General features: G+C 55.7%; 17 protein-coding genes and 1 riboswitch. Of the genes, 6 read left to right on the forward strand and 11 right to left on the reverse strand.

Annotated elements, in window-relative coordinates:
• Positions 1-580 precede the first annotated feature (580 nt).
• Positions 581-1,723, reverse strand: a complete 1,143-nt coding sequence (locus NE584_RS17135; protein ID WP_050623053.1) for a Gfo/Idh/MocA family protein — start codon at positions 1,721-1,723, stop codon at positions 581-583.
• 192 nt (positions 1,724-1,915) lie between these two features.
• Positions 1,916-2,030, forward strand: a riboswitch (TPP riboswitch).
• Between the two features lie 68 nt (positions 2,031-2,098).
• Between NE584_RS17135 and NE584_RS17140 the strand changes: the two genes are divergently transcribed.
• From NE584_RS17140 to NE584_RS17155, 4 genes are all read left to right on the forward strand, one after another.
• Positions 2,099-2,659: an energy-coupled thiamine transporter ThiT gene (locus tag NE584_RS17140; protein WP_050623054.1), complete on the forward strand. Its 561-nt coding sequence runs from the start codon at positions 2,099-2,101 to the stop codon at positions 2,657-2,659.
• A 10-nt stretch (positions 2,660-2,669) separates the two neighbouring features.
• Complete coding sequence (locus NE584_RS17145) at positions 2,670-3,476, forward strand: HAD-IIB family hydrolase (RefSeq protein WP_256183338.1); 807 nt, start codon at positions 2,670-2,672, stop codon at positions 3,474-3,476.
• Positions 3,477-3,578: 102 nt separating this feature from the next.
• Positions 3,579-4,040, forward strand: coding sequence for a sigma-70 family RNA polymerase sigma factor (locus NE584_RS17150; protein ID WP_256183339.1), 462 nt, complete (start codon positions 3,579-3,581; stop codon positions 4,038-4,040).
• A complete protein-coding gene (locus NE584_RS17155; RefSeq protein ID WP_256183340.1) occupies positions 4,037-4,741 on the forward strand; it encodes an anti-sigma factor in 705 nt (234 codons plus the stop codon). Before NE584_RS17150 ends, NE584_RS17155 begins: the two co-directional genes overlap by 4 nt.
• A gap of 16 nt (positions 4,742-4,757) precedes the next feature.
• On the opposite strand, the gene NE584_RS17160 is transcribed toward NE584_RS17155, so the two are convergent.
• The 10 genes from NE584_RS17160 to NE584_RS17205 form a co-directional block, all read right to left on the reverse strand.
• On the reverse strand, positions 4,758-6,473 hold the full coding sequence (locus NE584_RS17160; protein WP_256183341.1) for an S-layer homology domain-containing protein: 1,716 nt from the start codon (positions 6,471-6,473) through the stop codon (positions 4,758-4,760).
• 280 nt (positions 6,474-6,753) lie between these two features.
• Complete coding sequence (locus tag NE584_RS17165; protein WP_050623059.1) at positions 6,754-7,635, reverse strand: oxaloacetate decarboxylase; 882 nt, start codon at positions 7,633-7,635, stop codon at positions 6,754-6,756.
• A gap of 68 nt (positions 7,636-7,703) precedes the next feature.
• Positions 7,704-8,702, reverse strand: coding sequence for a 5-dehydro-2-deoxygluconokinase (iolC, locus tag NE584_RS17170; protein WP_256183342.1), 999 nt, complete (start codon positions 8,700-8,702; stop codon positions 7,704-7,706).
• Positions 8,693-9,526 (reverse strand): class I fructose-bisphosphate aldolase, encoded by an 834-nt coding sequence (locus NE584_RS17175; protein ID WP_108980239.1) that lies wholly within the window; start codon positions 9,524-9,526, stop codon positions 8,693-8,695. Before NE584_RS17175 ends, iolC begins: the two co-directional genes overlap by 10 nt.
• 44 nt (positions 9,527-9,570) lie before the next feature.
• Positions 9,571-10,884 (reverse strand): TRAP transporter large permease, encoded by a 1,314-nt coding sequence (locus tag NE584_RS17180; RefSeq protein ID WP_050623062.1) that lies wholly within the window; start codon positions 10,882-10,884, stop codon positions 9,571-9,573.
• 18 nt (positions 10,885-10,902) lie between these two features.
• Positions 10,903-11,457, reverse strand: a complete 555-nt coding sequence (locus NE584_RS17185) for a TRAP transporter small permease (protein WP_108980240.1) — start codon at positions 11,455-11,457, stop codon at positions 10,903-10,905.
• Positions 11,458-11,568: 111 nt separating this feature from the next.
• Complete coding sequence (locus NE584_RS17190) at positions 11,569-12,639, reverse strand: TRAP transporter substrate-binding protein (protein WP_050623064.1); 1,071 nt, start codon at positions 12,637-12,639, stop codon at positions 11,569-11,571.
• A 75-nt stretch (positions 12,640-12,714) separates the two neighbouring features.
• Positions 12,715-13,314 carry a class II aldolase/adducin family protein gene (locus NE584_RS17195; protein WP_256183343.1) on the reverse strand — a complete coding sequence of 200 codons (600 nt, stop codon included), beginning with the start codon at positions 13,312-13,314 and terminating at the stop codon, positions 12,715-12,717.
• Positions 13,311-14,546 carry a four-carbon acid sugar kinase family protein gene (locus NE584_RS17200; RefSeq protein ID WP_050623066.1) on the reverse strand — a complete coding sequence of 412 codons (1,236 nt, stop codon included), beginning with the start codon at positions 14,544-14,546 and terminating at the stop codon, positions 13,311-13,313. The genes NE584_RS17195 and NE584_RS17200 overlap by 4 nt, the downstream gene beginning before the upstream one ends.
• 261 nt (positions 14,547-14,807) lie before the next feature.
• Positions 14,808-15,599: a DeoR/GlpR family DNA-binding transcription regulator gene (locus NE584_RS17205; protein ID WP_050623067.1), complete on the reverse strand. Its 792-nt coding sequence runs from the start codon at positions 15,597-15,599 to the stop codon at positions 14,808-14,810.
• 324 nt (positions 15,600-15,923) lie between these two features.
• On the opposite strand from NE584_RS17205, the gene NE584_RS17210 reads away from it, so the two are divergent.
• Positions 15,924-16,514 carry a hydrolase gene (locus tag NE584_RS17210; RefSeq protein ID WP_256183344.1) on the forward strand — a complete coding sequence of 197 codons (591 nt, stop codon included), beginning with the start codon at positions 15,924-15,926 and terminating at the stop codon, positions 16,512-16,514.
• Between the two features lie 104 nt (positions 16,515-16,618).
• Positions 16,619-17,047 carry a CBS domain-containing protein gene (locus tag NE584_RS17215; RefSeq protein ID WP_256183345.1) on the forward strand — a complete coding sequence of 143 codons (429 nt, stop codon included), beginning with the start codon at positions 16,619-16,621 and terminating at the stop codon, positions 17,045-17,047.
• The last annotated feature ends 44 nt before the right edge of the window (positions 17,048-17,091 follow it).

The raw sequence follows: 17,091 nt of genomic DNA on the forward strand, positions 1-17,091 counted from the left end.
AGGATGCCCGAAAGGGGTTCCGCCCCGCAGGACAGAACCCCTCTGGGACAGGGACGGGGGTAGAAAGACCCCTCATCCGTCACGGCATATGCCGTGACACCTTCCCCCCTGTGGGGGGAAGGCTTTTCGGGCGGCTGGAAGCCGCCCCTACGGGGTCCCCTTCAGTCTTTGCGTAGGGGTGCGCATTGTGCGCCCGCCATTTTTCACGAGCGGCCCTGGTCTTTACGTAGGGGCGGGTCTTGCCCCCGCCCGTTTTCATCCGAAGGATGCCCGAAAGGGGTTCCGCCCCGCAGGACAGAACCCCTCTGGGACAGGGACAGGGGTAGAAAGACCCCTCATCCGTCACGGCATATGCCGTGACACCTTCCCCCCCTGTGGGGGGAAGGCTTTTCGGGCGGCTGGAAGCCGCCCCTACGGTGTCCCCTTCGGTCTTTGCGTAGGGGCGCGCATTGTGCGCCCGCCGTTTCACATCGACCATTCCACAGGGACCACCGGGCTCCTGTGGAAAATTTTCTAGGGTCAGAAGAGGGCCCGGGAAAACCCTGCGGTTTTCCCGGGCCCTGTTTTTGATATCCTTTGCTCACACCTGGGTCCAGACGTTCCCGTCCTCCTGGCTCTTCAGGCAGGCCTCGATAAATTTCAGCCCCTGGATGCCGTCATCGATATCGGAGTAGGGGAAGGGCCGCTCATCTTTGCCCTCCTTCCGGGACAGCAGATGGGAACAGTAACCCCGGTAGAAGTTGGCGAACAGGGAGTGGAAGGCCTCCGGCATCCCCTTGGGGAGGCGGCAGGACTTCCGGGCCTGGGGATCACAGTAGTCATAATTGGCCGACCAGATCTGGGTGGGCTGTCCGGCGATGTCCACCCGGAGCTCCATGAAATCGTGGGCGTTCCACTCCATGCCCCCTTTGTCGCCGTAGATGCGCACCTTCATGCAGCAGCTCTTGCCCACCATGGCGAAGGAGGTCCAGAAGATGCCCGCTGCCCCGTTGTCGTAGTCGATGAGCACCTGGGCGTCGCTCTCCACCGGCACATAATCCGGGATGGAGCGCAGGCGGGCCAGCACCCGCACGGGCTTGAGGCCGGTGACCTTGCTGATGAGATACTCCACATGGGTGCCGATGTCCGCGATCACTCCAGAGGGGCCGCAGATGGCCGGATCGACCCGCCAGGTCAGGCCGTCCTTTCCCCGGAGGGCAGTGTTCAGCCCCACCCACTCCTGGGGATACTCGGCGGCGATGGTGTGGATCTTTCCCAGCACCCCGTCAGCGATCATCTTTTTGGCCTGCTCCAGAATGGCGTAGTGGGCATAACTGTAAGACACGCCGAACAGAAGATCTTTTTCCTGGGCCAGGGCCTTCAGCTCCTCCGACTCCCGGCTGGTGAAGGTGACGGGTTTGTCGCAGACAATGTGGAAGCCGTGGGCAATGATGTCCTTGACGATCTCGTAGTGGGTGTTGTTGGGGGTGGCCACCACCACAAAGTCCAGCCGGTCCTCCCCGGTGCGCTTGGCTTCCTCCTCCAGCATGGTGTGGTAGTCGGGATAGATGCGGCCGGGCTCCACCCCCCATTTCTCTCCGGCCTCCAGATTTTTATCCCAGTGGCGGGAGAAACAGCCCGCCTTCAGTTCGGCCAGGTCGTCGAACTGGGCCCCGATGCGGTGGATATCTCCGATCAGGGCGCCGTTCCCGCCCCCGACCATTGCGAATTGCAGCTTTTTCATAGAGAGACCTCCTGACGGATTGTGTAAAGTGTACAAGAAATCGTCTTCAGGATACCACGCAGGGCGGCAGGTGTCTAATAGTATCCAGTCATGGACCCATTCAAAGGGCACATACAAGAGGGGAGTGGATAAAGAAAAGAGCACGCTTGACAAGGCCCGTCCCTTTGGGATACAATAACTTTGACCGCAGACAATCGAACACAGGGGCGCTGGGAGCTATTCCCGGCTGAGATGGAAGCGAATCGCAGCTCCAGTCCCTTGACCTGATCCGGGTAATGCCGGCGTAGGGAGTGAACGATCCATATGTCGTCCTCTTCATACCGCACGCACCCGTTCGGATGTGCTGCGGTATCTTGATTTCAGGAGGAAACGACGATGAACCGACATTCCCGCTCTACCCGCGCCCTTGTGGAGGCCGCGCTGATGATCGCGCTGGCCACCATCCTGGGCTACTTCCGGCTGTACCGCTTTCCCCAGGGGGGGTCTGTGGACTTTGCCATGGTGCCCATCCTGATCTACTGCCTGCGCTGGGGCCCGGCCTGGAGCCTGAGCTGCTGCTTTGTCAACGGTGTGCTCCAGTTCTTCCTGGGCGGAGGGATCGCTCTATCCTGGCAGTCCATGCTGCTGGACTATGTGGTGGCTTATACGCTGGTGTTCCTCTGCGGCTTTGCCGCGGGGAAGAAGCTGGGCTGGCTGTGGGGCACCATCCTGGCCGGGCTGGGACGGTGGGTATCTCTCACCCTGTCCGGCGGCCTGCTGTGGTATATGTATATGCCGGAGGAATTTTTGGGACTGCCCATGGTGGACCCCTGGGTCTACTCCATGATCTTTAACGGCGTGCTGATCGTTCTCGTGACTGTGGTCAACCTGATCGTTCTGGGGATCTTTCAGTCCGTCCCCGCTCTGCGGCAGAAGCTGCTGACGAAACAGAATTGAGGTTTTTTCTTTGGGAAAATTCGACGGTGTCCTGCTGGTCAGTGATTTTGACGACACGCTGTATGACAGCCACTGTCAGGTGCCCCGGCGGAATTTGGAGGCCCTGGACCGCTTCCTCGCCCAGGGGGGGCGTTTTACCGTGGCCACCGGCCGCGCCCACCGGACCTTCGCTCCCTATGTCCATCTGGCCCCCGTCAATGCCCCGGTGGTCCTCTCCAACGGGTCGGCCATCTATGACTTCCAAAAAGACGAATTTCTGGTGCAGACCTATCTGTCTCCCAGTGCGCCTCAGGACTTGGATGGGGTGATGGAGGCATTTCCACAGCTGGGGATGGAGGCCTACCACGGGGAGGATATCTATGTGTTCCGACCCAACTGGATCACAGACCTGCACATGAAAAAGGTGGGCACCGACTACACCGTCTGTCCCATTCGGGAGATGCCTACGCCCTGGACCAAAGCCATCCTCCAGCAGGACCACGGGGTGCTGAAGGAGGTGCAGAGCTGGCTTCTGAAGCGCTTCCCCCGCCGGTATGAGGCTATTTTTTCCAACCACGTGTACCTGGAGATCACCGACCATGGGTGCAACAAGGGGGGAATGGTGGCCCGGCTGGCCCAGATGCTGGGGATCGCCCGAGAAAATATCTACTGCGTGGGAGACAACCAGAACGACATCCCCATGATGGCACTGTCCGCCGTCCCCTTTGCCCCTGCCAACTGTGCCCAGGAGGTGAAGGACTGGGGAGCCCATATCCTGTGTCACTGCGACGACGGCGTGATCGGGGATATCGTGGAGATCCTGGAGCAGCGATATTAAAAATATTGGAAAGAGAAAGATCCACCGCCAAAAAATGGCGGTGGATCTTTTGTAACGAAAAGGGGGAGATGCCGTCTTATCTGTGGAAAGGGAGGTGAGGGCGTGATCGATTTTGAAGAAGTTTACCAGGACTATCTGGAGGACGTCTACCGATTTTCTCTGGCCCTGTGCCGGGACCCGGTACTGGCGGAGGAGCTGACCCAGGAGACCTTTTTCCGGGCGCTGGAGCATATCGGCCAGTTCCGGGGGGAGTGCACCCTGCGGGTCTGGCTGTGCCAGATCGCCAAGCACGCCTGGCTGACCCACTGCCGCAGGCAGAGAAGGCGGGAGCCGGAGCCGGAGCTCCGGGAGGAGGGGCCGGAGGAGCGGCTGGCGGAGAAGGAGACTGCCATGGAAGTCCACCAGGTACTCCACAGCCTGCCCGAGCCCTATCGGGAGGTCTTTGCCCTGCGGGTGCTGGGGGAGCTGTCCTTCCGGGAGATAGGAGCACTGTTCCATAAGACGGAGAGCTGGGCCCGGGTCACTTTTCACCGGGCCAGACTAAAAATCAAGGAGGCATTATGATGAATCAGCCCTGTCCCATGATCCAGGATCTGCTGCCCCTGTACGTGGACCAGATCTGCAGCCAGGAGAGCCGCCGGGCGGTGGAGGAGCATGTGGAGAACTGTCCCCTCTGCCGTGCCCGGCTGGAGGAGCTGCGCCGGGAAGACCCGCTGCCCCCGCCAGAGCAGGACCGGGAGCAGTCGAAGGCCCGGGTGCTGGCCGGGGTAAAAAGGCAGCTGAGAAGGAAAAAGCTGTGTTTCTCCGCTCGGGTGCTGGCCGGTGCGGCAGCCCTGGGCGTGGCGGTCTGGCTGTTGGTCTTTCGCTTCCAGACACCCATTCCCTATTCACAGGATATCCGCATCCAGGAGGTGGAGCCGGCTTTCCACATGGAATATCTGGGCCGGGATTACGCCGGCCTGGAGGTCCTGTTCCGGGTGACGGAGGAGGGCGGGGAGATCATCCGAAGGGTCTATCTCTGCTATACCGGCAGCCTGTGGACCCGGTATCTCTCTCCCGGCTCCCCATACCACGAAAGTGTGGGGATCAACAACGGCATCGTCCTGGACACCAGACACGGGACGGTGATCCCCCTCCCCTTCGACGGCGGGGCGGATCAGGTCTGGTATCTGGCCGGGGACCTGGAGGAGCTGGAGGATCTGGACGAGGCCTCCTTCCAGGCGCAGGCCGGAGACGCGGTGCTGCTCTGGGAGAGGCAGGGGTGACACAAGAGGGCCGGGGTCAGGGGAGAAGAGAGAGAAGGGCCTCCCCCTCCGCCCGGGTCAGGGTATCCTGGGGATGAAAGGCGCCGTTTTGAGTGTCCAAGCCGCCGGCGGATACCGCCCATTGGGCGGCGTCCAGCGCCCAGGAGGCGATGGAGCCGGCGTCCGTCAGCTCGGCGGTGCCGGAGGGGGCCATCCCCAGGAGCCGGGCGGTCTGCCAGACCATGGCAGCTCCCTCCTGGCGGGTGACCGGACGGGAGGCTTGGAACATGGCCTCCCCGGTGCCGGAGGCCACCCCCGAGGAGAGAGCCCAGCAGACGCCCGGGGCATACCAGGCACAGGGGAGCAGATCAGACAGACTCTGCATGGGGGCCTGAGTGTCCAGGCCGGCCTGTTCCGCAGCCTGCCGGAGCAGCTCGGTCAGCCGGCCCCGGCTGAGCGGGGCATCGGGCCGCTCCTGGGGCTGGAAGGGCTCTGTGCGGGCGCACAGGGCGTCCACCAAGGTATCCTGGCCCGCCAGGTAGTCTTCCAGAGTCTGATAGACGGTCACGTCGGGCTGGATGGGCTCCACTCCCAGCCCGGCGGCGCACTCCAGAAGGGTGCCTGTGTCAATAAATTTGGTGGACATGGACACCCGGACCCCCGTGTTGGGGAGGGTGAAGGAGCCGGTGGAACCGAAGTGGTCCACGCTGCCGCTGGTGGGCTCACCGGCCAGCCCGCCGCCCATCTCCCGGATCTCCAGGGCGTTGATGCTGGCGGAGGAGAAGGTGGCCTCCCCCACCAGCCCCCACAGCTCCAGCTCCCCGCTGCGGACCAGGGGGGCCAGCTCCATCAGCAGGGGGATGATGACCCCGTCGGAGCCGCCGCCGTTGTTCCGCAGATCCAAAAGAAGGACGGAATAGCTCCCCTGCTCCAGGTCGGCCATGACCTGAGCAGTGAAGGTCTCCATGGGCAGCTCCGGGTCCTCCATGCACTGGTTGTATTGGATATAGTAGGTGCGGCTGTCCAGGGGCAGAGAGAAATAGTAGGTCCCCTTCTGGTAATCAGTGGGGGCGCTGCCCTGGCGCTGCTGGGACAGGCCATTGATCTCCGGCCAGCCGGACTGGTCCTGCATGGAGAGAGGGGAGAGGGTGATAGACGTGCCGTTTTCCAAGGTGAGGGTCAGATCCTCCTCGGGCTTGAGCAGTCCGCAGTAGACCATGATTTCCTGATGGCCGAACACCTGGGAGAGCTGCCGGCGCAGCTTGATCTCGTTGTCCGCGGAGATCAGAGGGGCCATTTTCTCCTGTACCTGATCCATGGAGAAGCCGTTGACGGAGGTCACCTGCTGGCCAAGAGCACCCTGGTGGGAGGCGTCCACCTGGTAGAGCACCCAGTCCCCGTCCATCCACTTCACAGACACGGGAAACATATGTCCGCTGCTGAGAATAGAGTTAAGATTTGTGGTGGTGTGGGAATCCCCAATGAGGGCTGCCAGAGACTGGAGATCCAGCCCAAAACTCATGCTGTCCTCTGTGTCTATCCGGGCCTCGATCTGAGCGATGCGGGCAAGGAACTCCTGCTCCGGCGTATTGGTGAAGGGGCCGGGGTGGCGATCCCGGATGGTCTGATAGAGCAGCTCCAGGTCTTCCTGCCTGCCAGCCTGCTCCTCCGCCGCAGGGGCGGCAAAAGTGGGAATGGCCAGGGCCAGAGAACAGGCCAGAGCGAGAGCGGTAACGGTCTTGGCAAAGCGCATGGTGATTCCTCCCAATTCTTGATGGTACTATCCTATCAGGGGCGTTTTAAAGGAAATAAAAAATTTCCTTAAGATTATATGAAATTTGGGACAGCTTCAATCCGGGAATCCCTCTGTCATGGCCCAGGCGGCTGGAACTATCATACCTGGTTCGAATGGAAGGAACAAGAAAAAAAGATAATTTGACAACCGGAGAGTGCGGCGGTAGAAAATAAGGACGATCAGAAAAAAACACCAGGTCAGCGCCAAATACGGCGCTGGCCTGGTGTCTGAGGAGAAATCAAAACATACCGGACGGGTTCCAGTCCCGAATCCCCAGCAGTTGATTGCACTGGTCAATAGGCATGAGCTGATCAAAAAAGGTTTTGCAGTCCCCTGTCTCCTTAAACTGCTGAATCAGGTCGGAGGCGGCTTTGCACCAGCGCATCAGAAGACCATTTGGCCATATGACGGCCCGAACCCCTGCCTGACGCAGCTCTTCCAGAGTAAAACAGACCTCAGGGCAAAATTCCATCAGGCAGTACAGAATGGGAACCTTTATTTGATCGCAGGCCCGTTTGACAGAATCCAGAGTCTCAAAGACCCCCTTTGAGGAGAAGAGAAAACCCATGTCTGCTCCGGCCTCTGCTGCCAGATTGAGACGCCGGATAGCCTCATCCTCTCCTTCCACCTCGGCGGCATCAGAGCGGGCAATAACTAAAAAGTTGGGATCTCTCCGAAAGGTCAGAGCGGTCTCTATTTTTCGAATAAAGACTTGGGCAGTTTCAATTTGGACGCCCTTCATGCCGCCGCATCGCTTTGGCGTGACCTGGTCCTCGAAATGCGCGCCGCAGATTCCGGCGGCCTCCAGGTCCCGCATAGTGCGGCGGACATTCAGCTCATTCCCATAGCCTGTGTCCGCGTCGATAAGAAAGGGCAGATCCACACAGGAGGCAAGGTCCTGGGCGTGCTTTGTCTGTTCACATCCGCAGACAAGACCCAGATCCGGCACACCCAGCAGGCTGGCTGCTGCTGCCTGACCGCCCATGTAACAGCCGTCAAAAAAGTCAGCCGCCTGGGCGGCCCGGGCTGTAATGCCGTCGAAGGCTCCGCAGAGCACCTTCATCCGGGAGGAATCCATCATCTGGGACTTAAAATTGGCTCGTTTCTCCTGAACTGTCATAATATCAGGCTCCTTTTTTCTGAAAAGCCGTCCGGCAGGGCACTGTGGCTCTGGTTTATAGCCGGACTTTAAGGTGTATCCGGCAGGACATATTCGTGGTGGGCAATATAGTCCTCTACCTGTTCCAAAGTAGGCATGGAGTCAGAACAGCTGTGGCCTGAGATGGTGATGGAGGAAGCGGCAGCGGCGTAGCGCAGAGAATCCTTCAACTCCATATTGTGAAGCAGACCAAATAAGAAGGCGGAGGAATAGGAGTCACCGGCGCCAAAGGTTTTCAACACCTGTGCTGGATAGATGCCACCCACGGTTTTTCCTTCCTTCGTAAAAACATGGGAACCTTTTTTCCCTTTTTTAATGGAGACCACAGACACGCCTTTTTCCAGAAGCCAAGCAGCGCTTTTGGCGTCGTCCTGATTTCCGGTGTGGAGAAGATGCTCCATTACATCAAATTCATCCCGGGTTCCCAGGACCAGATCGGCTTTTTCTGCGGCAAGGAAGAGATAGAGGCTGGCTTCCTCAACGGTGTCCCAGGTATCCTCCCGGTAATCCAGATCAAAGGCTACTGCCACATGATTGCGCCGTGCCAAAGAGATGGCGTGAAACACTGCCTCCCGTGCCGGGGAATGGGAGAGAGATGTGCCAGAGATCAGAAGCAGCTTGTGGCTGGCGAGATAGGACTCGTCCAGTTGGGCGCAGTCGATGTGCAGATCCGCGCAGTTTGTTCGGTACATCAGGTAGCTGCACCGGTCAGGCAGAATTTCACCCATGGTCACCCCGGAACGAATGCCGGGGCCAGCCAGCGCGATATGGGAGACATCCACCCCCTGTTTTGCCAGATAGCGGGTAATAAATCGTCCAAACTGGTCATCAGAAACTTTACCGATGTATCCGACAGAAAGGCCGAGCCTGGACATGGCCACAGCGGTATTGGCCGGAGAGCCGCCCACATATTTATGGAAAGTGACCGCGTCCTCCATGGGCCCAATCTCATTGGCGTAGAGGTCGATGGTGGCACGCCCAAATGCGACCACATCCCGCAACTTTCCGGAATCAATGTTCAGGTACATGGTTCCCCGCCCTTCTGATGTTCCCGCTCCAAATATTCCAGCAGCTCCAGCCCCTCTTGAACAGAGATGCCGTTATGAATTACCTGGCTCAAGGTCTTGACCAACGCGGTTATGTCCCGGTAGCGGAAGACAAACCGGCCATATGTAACCCCTGCAGCCCCTGCGTCCATAACATTTCGGGTCATCTGCAAATATTCCTTTACGGTTTCACACTTCAATCCGCCTGCAATGGCGACGCGGGCCGGAACCGCCTGGACCACTTTGGAAAAACTGTCCAAGTCACCGGTATAGTTGGTCTTGATCAGATCTACTCCGAGTTCCGCGGCAGCCCGGGCCGCATAGGTGACATTTTCCACACTGTACTGGTCAGCCCCAGTGATATGATTTCCTCTGGGATAGATATGACAGATCAGAGGCATTTCCGCTCTCAGGGCCTCTTTGCTGATGCGGCCGAGCATTCTGAGCTGCTGGTCCTGATTGTCACCGCCCACAATGCAGCCGGCAGAGACCGCATCGGCCCCCATGAGAAGTCCCTCCTCCACATCGGCTACCTGGACATCTTCGTCAAAGTGATACACGCCGAAGGTGGTGAGCTTCAGCACGAGGGCGACCTTGCCCGCATAGGGCGCAAAGCATTTTTCTGCAATGCCCTTATGCATAGTGATGGCATTGGGACCTCCGGCGACCATCTTGCTCAGGGTGTCATCTATCGTATCAAGGCCAGGCATGACACCGCGGGCAATGGCGTGGTCCACAGTTAAACCAAAATATTTTCCATCCGTGCCTGGAATCAGGCGCTTCAGGCGTATTTCCTTTCCAATCATAAAGAATTTCCTCTTTTCTTTTGACTACAGAGCTTAACGAACAGTTATGAAAATAGGTTGACAAAGAAATTTATATATTCAGGACAGAAGGTGGTAATAACAATGGCAATTAAGCCGACACCGATGAAAGGAACTGCCTCACGCACAGTATCTCCAAATGTAGAATGAGCAATTTTAGTGCTGACAAAGATTCCAACAGCAAAGGGAGGAGTCAGAAAGCCGACGCACATATTCACCAGCATGATGGCACCAAAGTGGATGGGGTCAATTCCATAGGTCTGTGCCACTGGCAGCAGAAGAGGGGTCATAATCAGGATGGTGGCATTGATATCCATAAAGGTTCCCATGAACAGGAAGATGACATTGATCATCAAAAGAAAACCAACGCGGCTGCTGATATTTTCGGTAATCAGGTTGGAGAGAAAGTTGGAAATGCCCGCCAAAGTCATTACTTTGCCTGCGACAGCAGAGAAGGCGTTCAGCAGACCGATCACGGCAGTGGAGGCGCCGGCAATGGCACAGCAGCGCCAGAAGGTAATTTGGATTTTCTTTTTATCGATAATCTTCAGAACAAAGAAATATAAGATTCCATAGACGCAGCTGACAGCACCAGCTTCGGTAACCGTGCACAGCCCGCCGTAAATACAGCCGTAGATGATAATGGGCATCAGCAGAGCGGGGATGGCGTAAATAGTGGACTTTCCAATCTCCAGCAGTTTGGCTGTGGGATGAAATTCAACTTTTTCCGGCCTGGCTTGGTGGCGGCCGATTCGGAAATAGTTGATGATAAAATAGCCAATGGCAAAAATAAAAGCAGGGCCGATGGTGGACATCCATACGGGGGTGATCTTGGCTCCGGAGGCCAGCGCATACATGATTCCGGGGACACTGGGGGGAATCAGGATCCCAAGAAAACAGGTAGCGGCCAGCAGAGCAGAGGAATAGCCGTGGGGATACCCCTCTTTCTCCAGTTCAGGCACCATCATTTTTCCAATGGCGCTGATGGTGGCCATAGCTGAGCCAGTAAGAACGCCAAAGGCCATGCAGGCACAGGTCGTAATAATGCCAGTGGCACCCCGGACCCGGCCTACAAAGGACTTTACCCAGTCGATCAGCATTTTGGAGATGCCACTGTATTCCATGATAACACCGGCAAAAATGTAGAAGGGAATCGCCAGAAGCGCGAAGCTGTCGAGACCGGAGAAAGCAAACTGGGGGACCGTGACCAGCTGGAAGCCGGCATAGGCCAGAACCAGCAGGGAAGAGGTGCCCAGAGCAAAGGATACCGGCATTCGGAACAACACCGCGACCAATGCGAAAGAAATCAGAAAGACGAGAAGTGCGGTAAGGGCAGACATAATTTCACCTCTTTCAAGTCATTGTGCGGTGGCCTGGGGCTCACCGCCCTCACGGCCCCGGACCATCCACTCCATAAACAGATAGACCTCATGAAGAGCACAAAGCACTACGCCGATAAATACAGGCAGATAGACCAGGCCCATGGGGATCCTCATGGTGGGGGAGGTCTGGGTCGTGGCCCAAATGGTCATCATGTAATCAAAAAACAGCTTGCCAAACACCAAAAGGAAAAGAAAGGTGGACAAAATGGCAAACAACTCCAGCAGCCTGAGCCCCTGCCTTCGAGCGGGTTCTTTGAAATTTGCAACTACCTGCTTGAGGACATCAATTTCTGTATGGCTGCCCTCATAGACCGCATAGGCAGAGCCAATATAGGTGAGCCAGATAAACAGATACCGGGTGAGTTCCTCAGCCCAAGCAGCGGAGATAAACAGAAAGTAACGGCAGATTACCTCAATAAAAATTGCCGCCACCAATGCGATGGTGATGAGGGCCATAAAAAAGGTCTCAATCCCCAGCAGAACATTGTTGAGCCGCTTGGCTCCCTGAAACAGGGTGCTTTGTGATTTCATGGGGAAACTCCCTCCTTTGCAGTTGAAAAGTTATTGGAAGAGGGAGCCTGAAGCTCTCCCGCAGAAAACCTCAGGCTCCGTTTTAGTGTATCAATCCAGGATTATAGAAAATCAACTTTCAGACAGTGTTCTATACTCGCCGCTGATGATGACATCCATGATTTCATCACCATATTTCTCCCGGCTCTCCTCCCAGATTTCCTCGGAAATCTCCTGCATGGCAGCCTTCATATCGTCAGAAGGCTGATCCACGGTCCATTGACCGCTTTCCAGGCCCTCCTGAGTCATGGACTCCGTCTTTTCCCGGAAGAAGGTGGTAAACTCATCAGAAGCGAGTTGAGCACATTCCGCAAAAATGGCCTTGTCCTCATCGCTGAGCTTGTCCCAGAAGGGGGAACCGGCGATAAAGCAGCCGCCGGAATAGCAGTAATTCAGCTCAGTGATGTGGGTGATCACATCAGTGATGCCTTGGTTGGTGTAGTTAAACACGGCGTTATCCAGCCCGTCCACTGTACCGGTCTGCAGGGCATTCAGCACCTCAGAGCCGGAGATCATCACAGGCAGGGCACCGCACTTCTCGTAAAATTCCACCACAGATTCTACGGAGGGGGTGCGGATTTTCAGTCCCGCCAGATCGGACATTTCAGTGACCGGGCGGACAATGTTGCCTACCTGGCGGAAGCCGTTGCAGAAGGAGGAGATTCGAATCAGGCCGTTCTCCGCCATAATCTCCGCTACCTTGTCCGCAATCCAGCCATTATTATAGTAGGCGTCAGCTTCCTCATAATCCGCCACCAGTCCGGGGAGCCAAGCAAAGCCCAGCGCACCGTCCAGTACACCGTCCATGGTCATGTCATCGCTCATCAGCACATCCAGCGTGCCCATCTGAAGCATCTGGGCCATATCAGAGCCAGTGCCCAGAGAACCAGCTGCAATAATGGAAGCAGTGTAACGGCCTTCCGTTTTTTCTTCAACCAGCTGAGCAAAGCGCTCCACATAGGGAGCCCGGTCCCCGGTGACATCTGCCGTAACAGTAAAGGTTACAGCGTCTGCAGAAGGGGAGGAGGAGTCAGGCGAAGATGTGCCTGCGGAAGATGTGGCGCCTCCACCACCGCAGGCGGCGGTACCCATCAGAAGGGCGGCGGCAAGCAGAGGAGCGGCAAGTTTTTTGAATTGTTTCATTTCTGGTTCTCCTTTCAGTGTGTTCATTTTACTCTTCTTATCTGACCCGCTCTGCCTGTGAGCGGTGAACAGCGCTTAGGGGTGGAGTAGTTTCTGAAAGACGGCAATTTTGGCGCTGTCCTCCAGCAGTTCAGCCTGATGAAAGCAGTTCTCCATAGTTTCTCCAAGGATCAGAACGCCATGAGCTTCCATCAGAAAAGCTGTGGTATCTTCCGAGGTGTGAGAGACCGCTGTGAGCACCTTCTCCGCCAGATCAACAGACCCCGGTTGTCCATCTGGGATTAGGGGGACATGGACAAGTTTTAATTTGGCGGATTCTGTGTAGAGAGGAAGCTCCTGATTTTGCATGGACCAAATTGTGGAAAACACAGGGTGAGCATGCAGAACATATTGTGCAGAGGGGCGGATTCGGTAGATGCCAAGATGAAAAGCAGACTCCTTGGAGGGACGCAGATGAGGGGGGGCATCCAGAACAGTGCCGTTTTCATCACAGAGCACCAGCCCCTCCGGCGTAACAGCACGCAGAGGGATATTGCTTCCCGTGATCAGCACATGTCGGCCGCACCGGGCGCTGATGTTTCCGCCGGCAGCGCTGACCAGTCCGCGCTGATAGATCAGTTTGGAGTAGGAGATCAGATTTTCTATTTGATCGGAGTAAGATTCCTTCCAGTTCATTGGACGTCCTCCCAGCGGCACATCATTTTTTCAAGAACCGGAACACTGCCCATACTGCCGCCCTTCAGGGCAAATTCTCTGCCAGTGAGAGCGCCGTCCAGAATCCTGCCTTGAGCAACGCCGGGCTCCAAGGCCCGACCTAGTTCCAGATGATTTACATGCAGGTGGCGAAAGATGGCCTGGGAGGTCTCACCGCCTACAATGATGAGCCGGTCAAATACAGCCGATTCGCAGACAAGGGGGGCGAGAGTTCCGAAACACTCCATGATCCTGACACTGGTACCAGGCTGATAGGAGTACCGCTCAACCGCAGGGGCAAGGATCACGTTGCCGTGCGCCAAAGCATCCAGAGCCGCTGCCGCCGCCCGATGGGGGACAGTTTGATCTCCCTCTATATAGGCGTCTATTTCCACAGGAACCACTGTAAGCCCCCGGGACTGAGAATACGCAAGCTGTTTTTTCGCAATTTCATATGCAGAGGCACAGAAGCCGAGGCAGCGCACTTGGCGGACTGCGGCCGGAGGGAGGGGCTGTTCCGGCCCATAGAGATATTCGGCCAGACCATCCGCAAGCCCGAGAGAACCGGTCCAAAAGACCTTTGGATAGAGAGGCTGTAGCGTACGAATAATATGCAGCGTGTCCCGTTTGGTAATGGCGTCAAAGACCAGGATCCGGCAGCCCCTACTTATCTGCTGCTGAACAGCGCCCGCAAGATCGCCGCCTTTCACAGTATCAATGTCCACAAGCCCAATGGGGAGCTTTGTCCCGTGGGAAAGAATATCTGGAATATAGGATTCCTTGGGAGGGAAAATGGGATCCTTAGCATACAGGGATTTGGGGAGGATCTCTCCCTCGCAGTACTGATGCCCATAGAGGGTAAAGGTACCCAGATCCGGCGCGTTGTCAATGAGAAAGACGAGGTAGTCGGGCCAGGCCTGCAGAAGTCCTTCCAGCTCATAGGAATCGTTGCCTCGAAAACCAGTGCCGATTTTTTTCATATAAATATGGCCAGTCTCTTTTGAAAGTCTTTTCAACAGCGCACTGTGGACTCTGCGGGCCACTTCGCCTTCCACGTTTCGAGAACACAGATTGACAGATAGAAGTTCATTATCTGATCTGTTTAAACTGCTTTCTCCTGAGGTACAGATTTTCAGCTGCTGCCCCCGGGCAGTGAAGTAGCTGCCGGAGTCGGCCGCACCTGTCAGATCATCTGTGATTTCTGTAAAGCGCATGGTGTTCCTTCTCCCTTTAAAACGTTTATTTGAACATAAATAAGAAGAAATAATCTTTGTTTTTGTTTGATAATACTACCTAAAATGTGCGAAGTCAATATATTAAACACTTTTTTGGCGTATTATCTAGTTCAATTTAGCTATTTTTGTTCATTTAGCAAAATAATTTCACAAAATATATGTTTGATCAAACAAAAAATCTCCGAGCAAAATACCAACTCATGTGGTACTTTGCCGGAGATCTTCTTTCACAATATGTAACTACACCAATTTTAAGTTTATTTGGGCGTTGTTTAAGAAATCCCGCCAATCCAGAGAGAGTTTATTATCTGTAATCAGCATATCCATATCATGAAGTTCAGCAAAATGATTGGCTTTTACCAAATCAAATTTACTGGAATCTGCCAGCATGATATTTTGTGCGGAAGAATCGATCAATGCTCTTTTACTATCCACAATATGAGCATTGATACAGGTAATGCCCAGACTGCGATGGATCCCTGAGACAGAAATAAAGGATTTGTTGGCACGGTGCCGGCGAATAAAATCCACAGCTTCCGGAGAGGTAAAATTGTAATCCTCCGGATGGTAATAGCCGCCGGGAAAAATGATTTTGATATTTGGACGCTTAAGCAGTTCCGCGAGGATCGTAAAATTATAACATAAGACTGTAAATTCAAAATCTGTGGGGAGATATGAGGTAATGCGCCCCACAGTGGTGCCATTATCCAAAAAAATCCAGTCTCCTGGCTCAATCAGCGTGGCGGCGTATTTGGCAATACGGTCTTTTTCGCTGAGGTTTTGAATTCGGGCCAGACGAAGGTCATAAACTTCTCCATCATAGGCATAGCCATCGCCGCCTTTGGCGAGAGTCGCATAGCCATAGCTCCGTTCCAATACATGGTTTTTCCGCAGGAGATCCAGATCCCGTCGGATGGTCATCTCAGAGACTTCGAGTGTAGCGGCCAAATCTTTTACAGAGACCCGTTGATATTGCTTTAGAAGTTCCAGTTCTTGAGCGATACGGCGCTCTTTTGCATTTCCATTCTCCATAATGTCCTTCTTTTCCTATGCCCCGCTAAGAACCCTCATACAGGTGCCCGGGGGAACTGGTTGAGTTCCTATGGGCCTATTATGTGCGATCAATCCGTTCAATGCAACATATTTTCAAAAATTCCTCAGAATTCACAAATAGACGGCAGATTTTTTGTGGATTTTTTGGATTTAATTACATTTATTGGATGATAAAAATTTTTGTAAGTAGAGATAGAGATCTATCTACTATGGCTTTTTTTTCACCTCTATGCTACAATGTGCTTTACTGTTAAAAATGTGCTGGGCTGCCGGGCAGTTCAGTTAGGCAGATGGAGGGATATGATGTCAGGCAAAGAGGAATTTATCGAGATCTTTCGAGAGAAGATTACTCGCCCAGGGGCAGACGCCCTGCTGGACTATCTGGAGAACAAGAGCGACTTTTTTACCGCCCCCGCCTCCGCCCGATACCACGGGGCCTATGCGGGCGGGCTGTGTGACCACAGCCTGAATGTCTACCACTGTCTGGTGGACTATCTGGCCCGGGAACGGGTCCAGGAGCTGTATGGCCTGGAGTACAGTGAGGAGAGTGTGGCAGTGGTGGCCCTGCTCCATGATCTGTGCAAGGTGGGCTGCTATAAAAAGAGCTTTCGGAACGTGAAGAACGATGCCACTGGACAGTGGGAGCGGGTCCCCACCTTTACTTTTGATGACCCTCTGCCCTATGGACACGGGGAAAAGAGCGTGTACATCGTCAACGGCTTCATCCGGCTGACCCGGGAGGAGGCCATGGCGATCCGCTGGCACATGGGCTTCTCCGGCCCGGAGGACGCCCGCACTGTGGGGCAGGCGTTTCAAAAATATCCGCTCGCCTTCGCCTTGGCCACAGCGGACATGGAGGCGTCTTATTTCCTGGAAAATGAAGAAAACCTGTAAAAAAGCCCCGGAGTGCGCTCTGCGCTCCGGGCTTTTGAATAAAACCGCCTGTTTTAGGGAAAACTGGGGCATACAAGAGCTTTGACAGAAAGGCGGTTTTTGGTGTGCAAGTGCGTGAATTGATGAACCCCGCTGTGGTGACAGTGGAGCCCAGCTCCTCGGCGGCCCTGGCGGCCCGGCTGATCAGCCGGCACAATGTGGGAGCTCTTCCTGTGTGCGGCGGGGACGGACGTCTGCGGGGGATCGTGACGGACCGGGATATCGTGCTGCGGTGTGTAGCGGCGGAGGAGGACCCGGCCCAGGTGCCGGTGCGGGATATCATGACCCGCAACTGCGCCACGGTCTCCCCGGGGGATGACTGCAGAGAAGCCACCCGTCTGATGGCGGCCCAGCAGGTCCGGCGTCTGCCAGTCACAGAGGGCGGGAAGATTGTGGGGATCGTGTCCCTGGGCGACCTGGCGAAGTGTCAGGCTTTTGACATGGAGGCGGCCAAGGCTCTGAGTGAGATCTCAGAGAATATCATCCGTCCGTGATCGGCAACGCAGAGAGGGGGCCCGCGGCCCGGGGGGCGCTGGGG

The sequence above is a fragment of the Clostridium sp. DFI.5.61 genome, from assembly GCF_024462915.1.
Taxonomy (GTDB): Bacteria; Bacillota; Clostridia; order Oscillospirales; family Oscillospiraceae; genus Lawsonibacter; species Lawsonibacter asaccharolyticus.

Bases quoted from the DNA above. Each gene is read 5' to 3' on its own strand.
- NE584_RS17210 (WP_256183344.1), top strand. From the start codon at position 15,924: ATGTCAGGCAAAGAGGAATTTATCGAGATCTTTCGAGAGAAGATTACT.
- NE584_RS17190 (WP_050623064.1), bottom strand. From the start codon at position 12,639: ATGAAACAATTCAAAAAACTTGCCGCTCCTCTGCTTGCCGCCGCCCTT.
- NE584_RS17160 (WP_256183341.1), bottom strand. From the start codon at position 6,473: ATGCGCTTTGCCAAGACCGTTACCGCTCTCGCTCTGGCCTGTTCTCTG.
- NE584_RS17200 (WP_050623066.1), bottom strand. From the start codon at position 14,546: ATGCGCTTTACAGAAATCACAGATGATCTGACAGGTGCGGCCGACTCC.
- NE584_RS17175 (WP_108980239.1), bottom strand. From the start codon at position 9,526: ATGATTGGAAAGGAAATACGCCTGAAGCGCCTGATTCCAGGCACGGAT.
- NE584_RS17185 (WP_108980240.1), bottom strand. From the start codon at position 11,457: ATGAAATCACAAAGCACCCTGTTTCAGGGAGCCAAGCGGCTCAACAAT.
- NE584_RS17205 (WP_050623067.1), bottom strand. From the start codon at position 15,599: ATGGAGAATGGAAATGCAAAAGAGCGCCGTATCGCTCAAGAACTGGAA.
- NE584_RS17135 (WP_050623053.1), bottom strand. From the start codon at position 1,723: ATGAAAAAGCTGCAATTCGCAATGGTCGGGGGCGGGAACGGCGCCCTG.
- NE584_RS17195 (WP_256183343.1), bottom strand. From the start codon at position 13,314: ATGAACTGGAAGGAATCTTACTCCGATCAAATAGAAAATCTGATCTCC.
- NE584_RS17180 (WP_050623062.1), bottom strand. From the start codon at position 10,884: ATGTCTGCCCTTACCGCACTTCTCGTCTTTCTGATTTCTTTCGCATTG.
- NE584_RS17140 (WP_050623054.1), top strand. From the start codon at position 2,099: ATGAACCGACATTCCCGCTCTACCCGCGCCCTTGTGGAGGCCGCGCTG.
- NE584_RS17155 (WP_256183340.1), top strand. From the start codon at position 4,037: ATGATGAATCAGCCCTGTCCCATGATCCAGGATCTGCTGCCCCTGTAC.
- NE584_RS17165 (WP_050623059.1), bottom strand. From the start codon at position 7,635: ATGACAGTTCAGGAGAAACGAGCCAATTTTAAGTCCCAGATGATGGAT.
- iolC (WP_256183342.1), bottom strand. From the start codon at position 8,702: ATGTACCTGAACATTGATTCCGGAAAGTTGCGGGATGTGGTCGCATTT.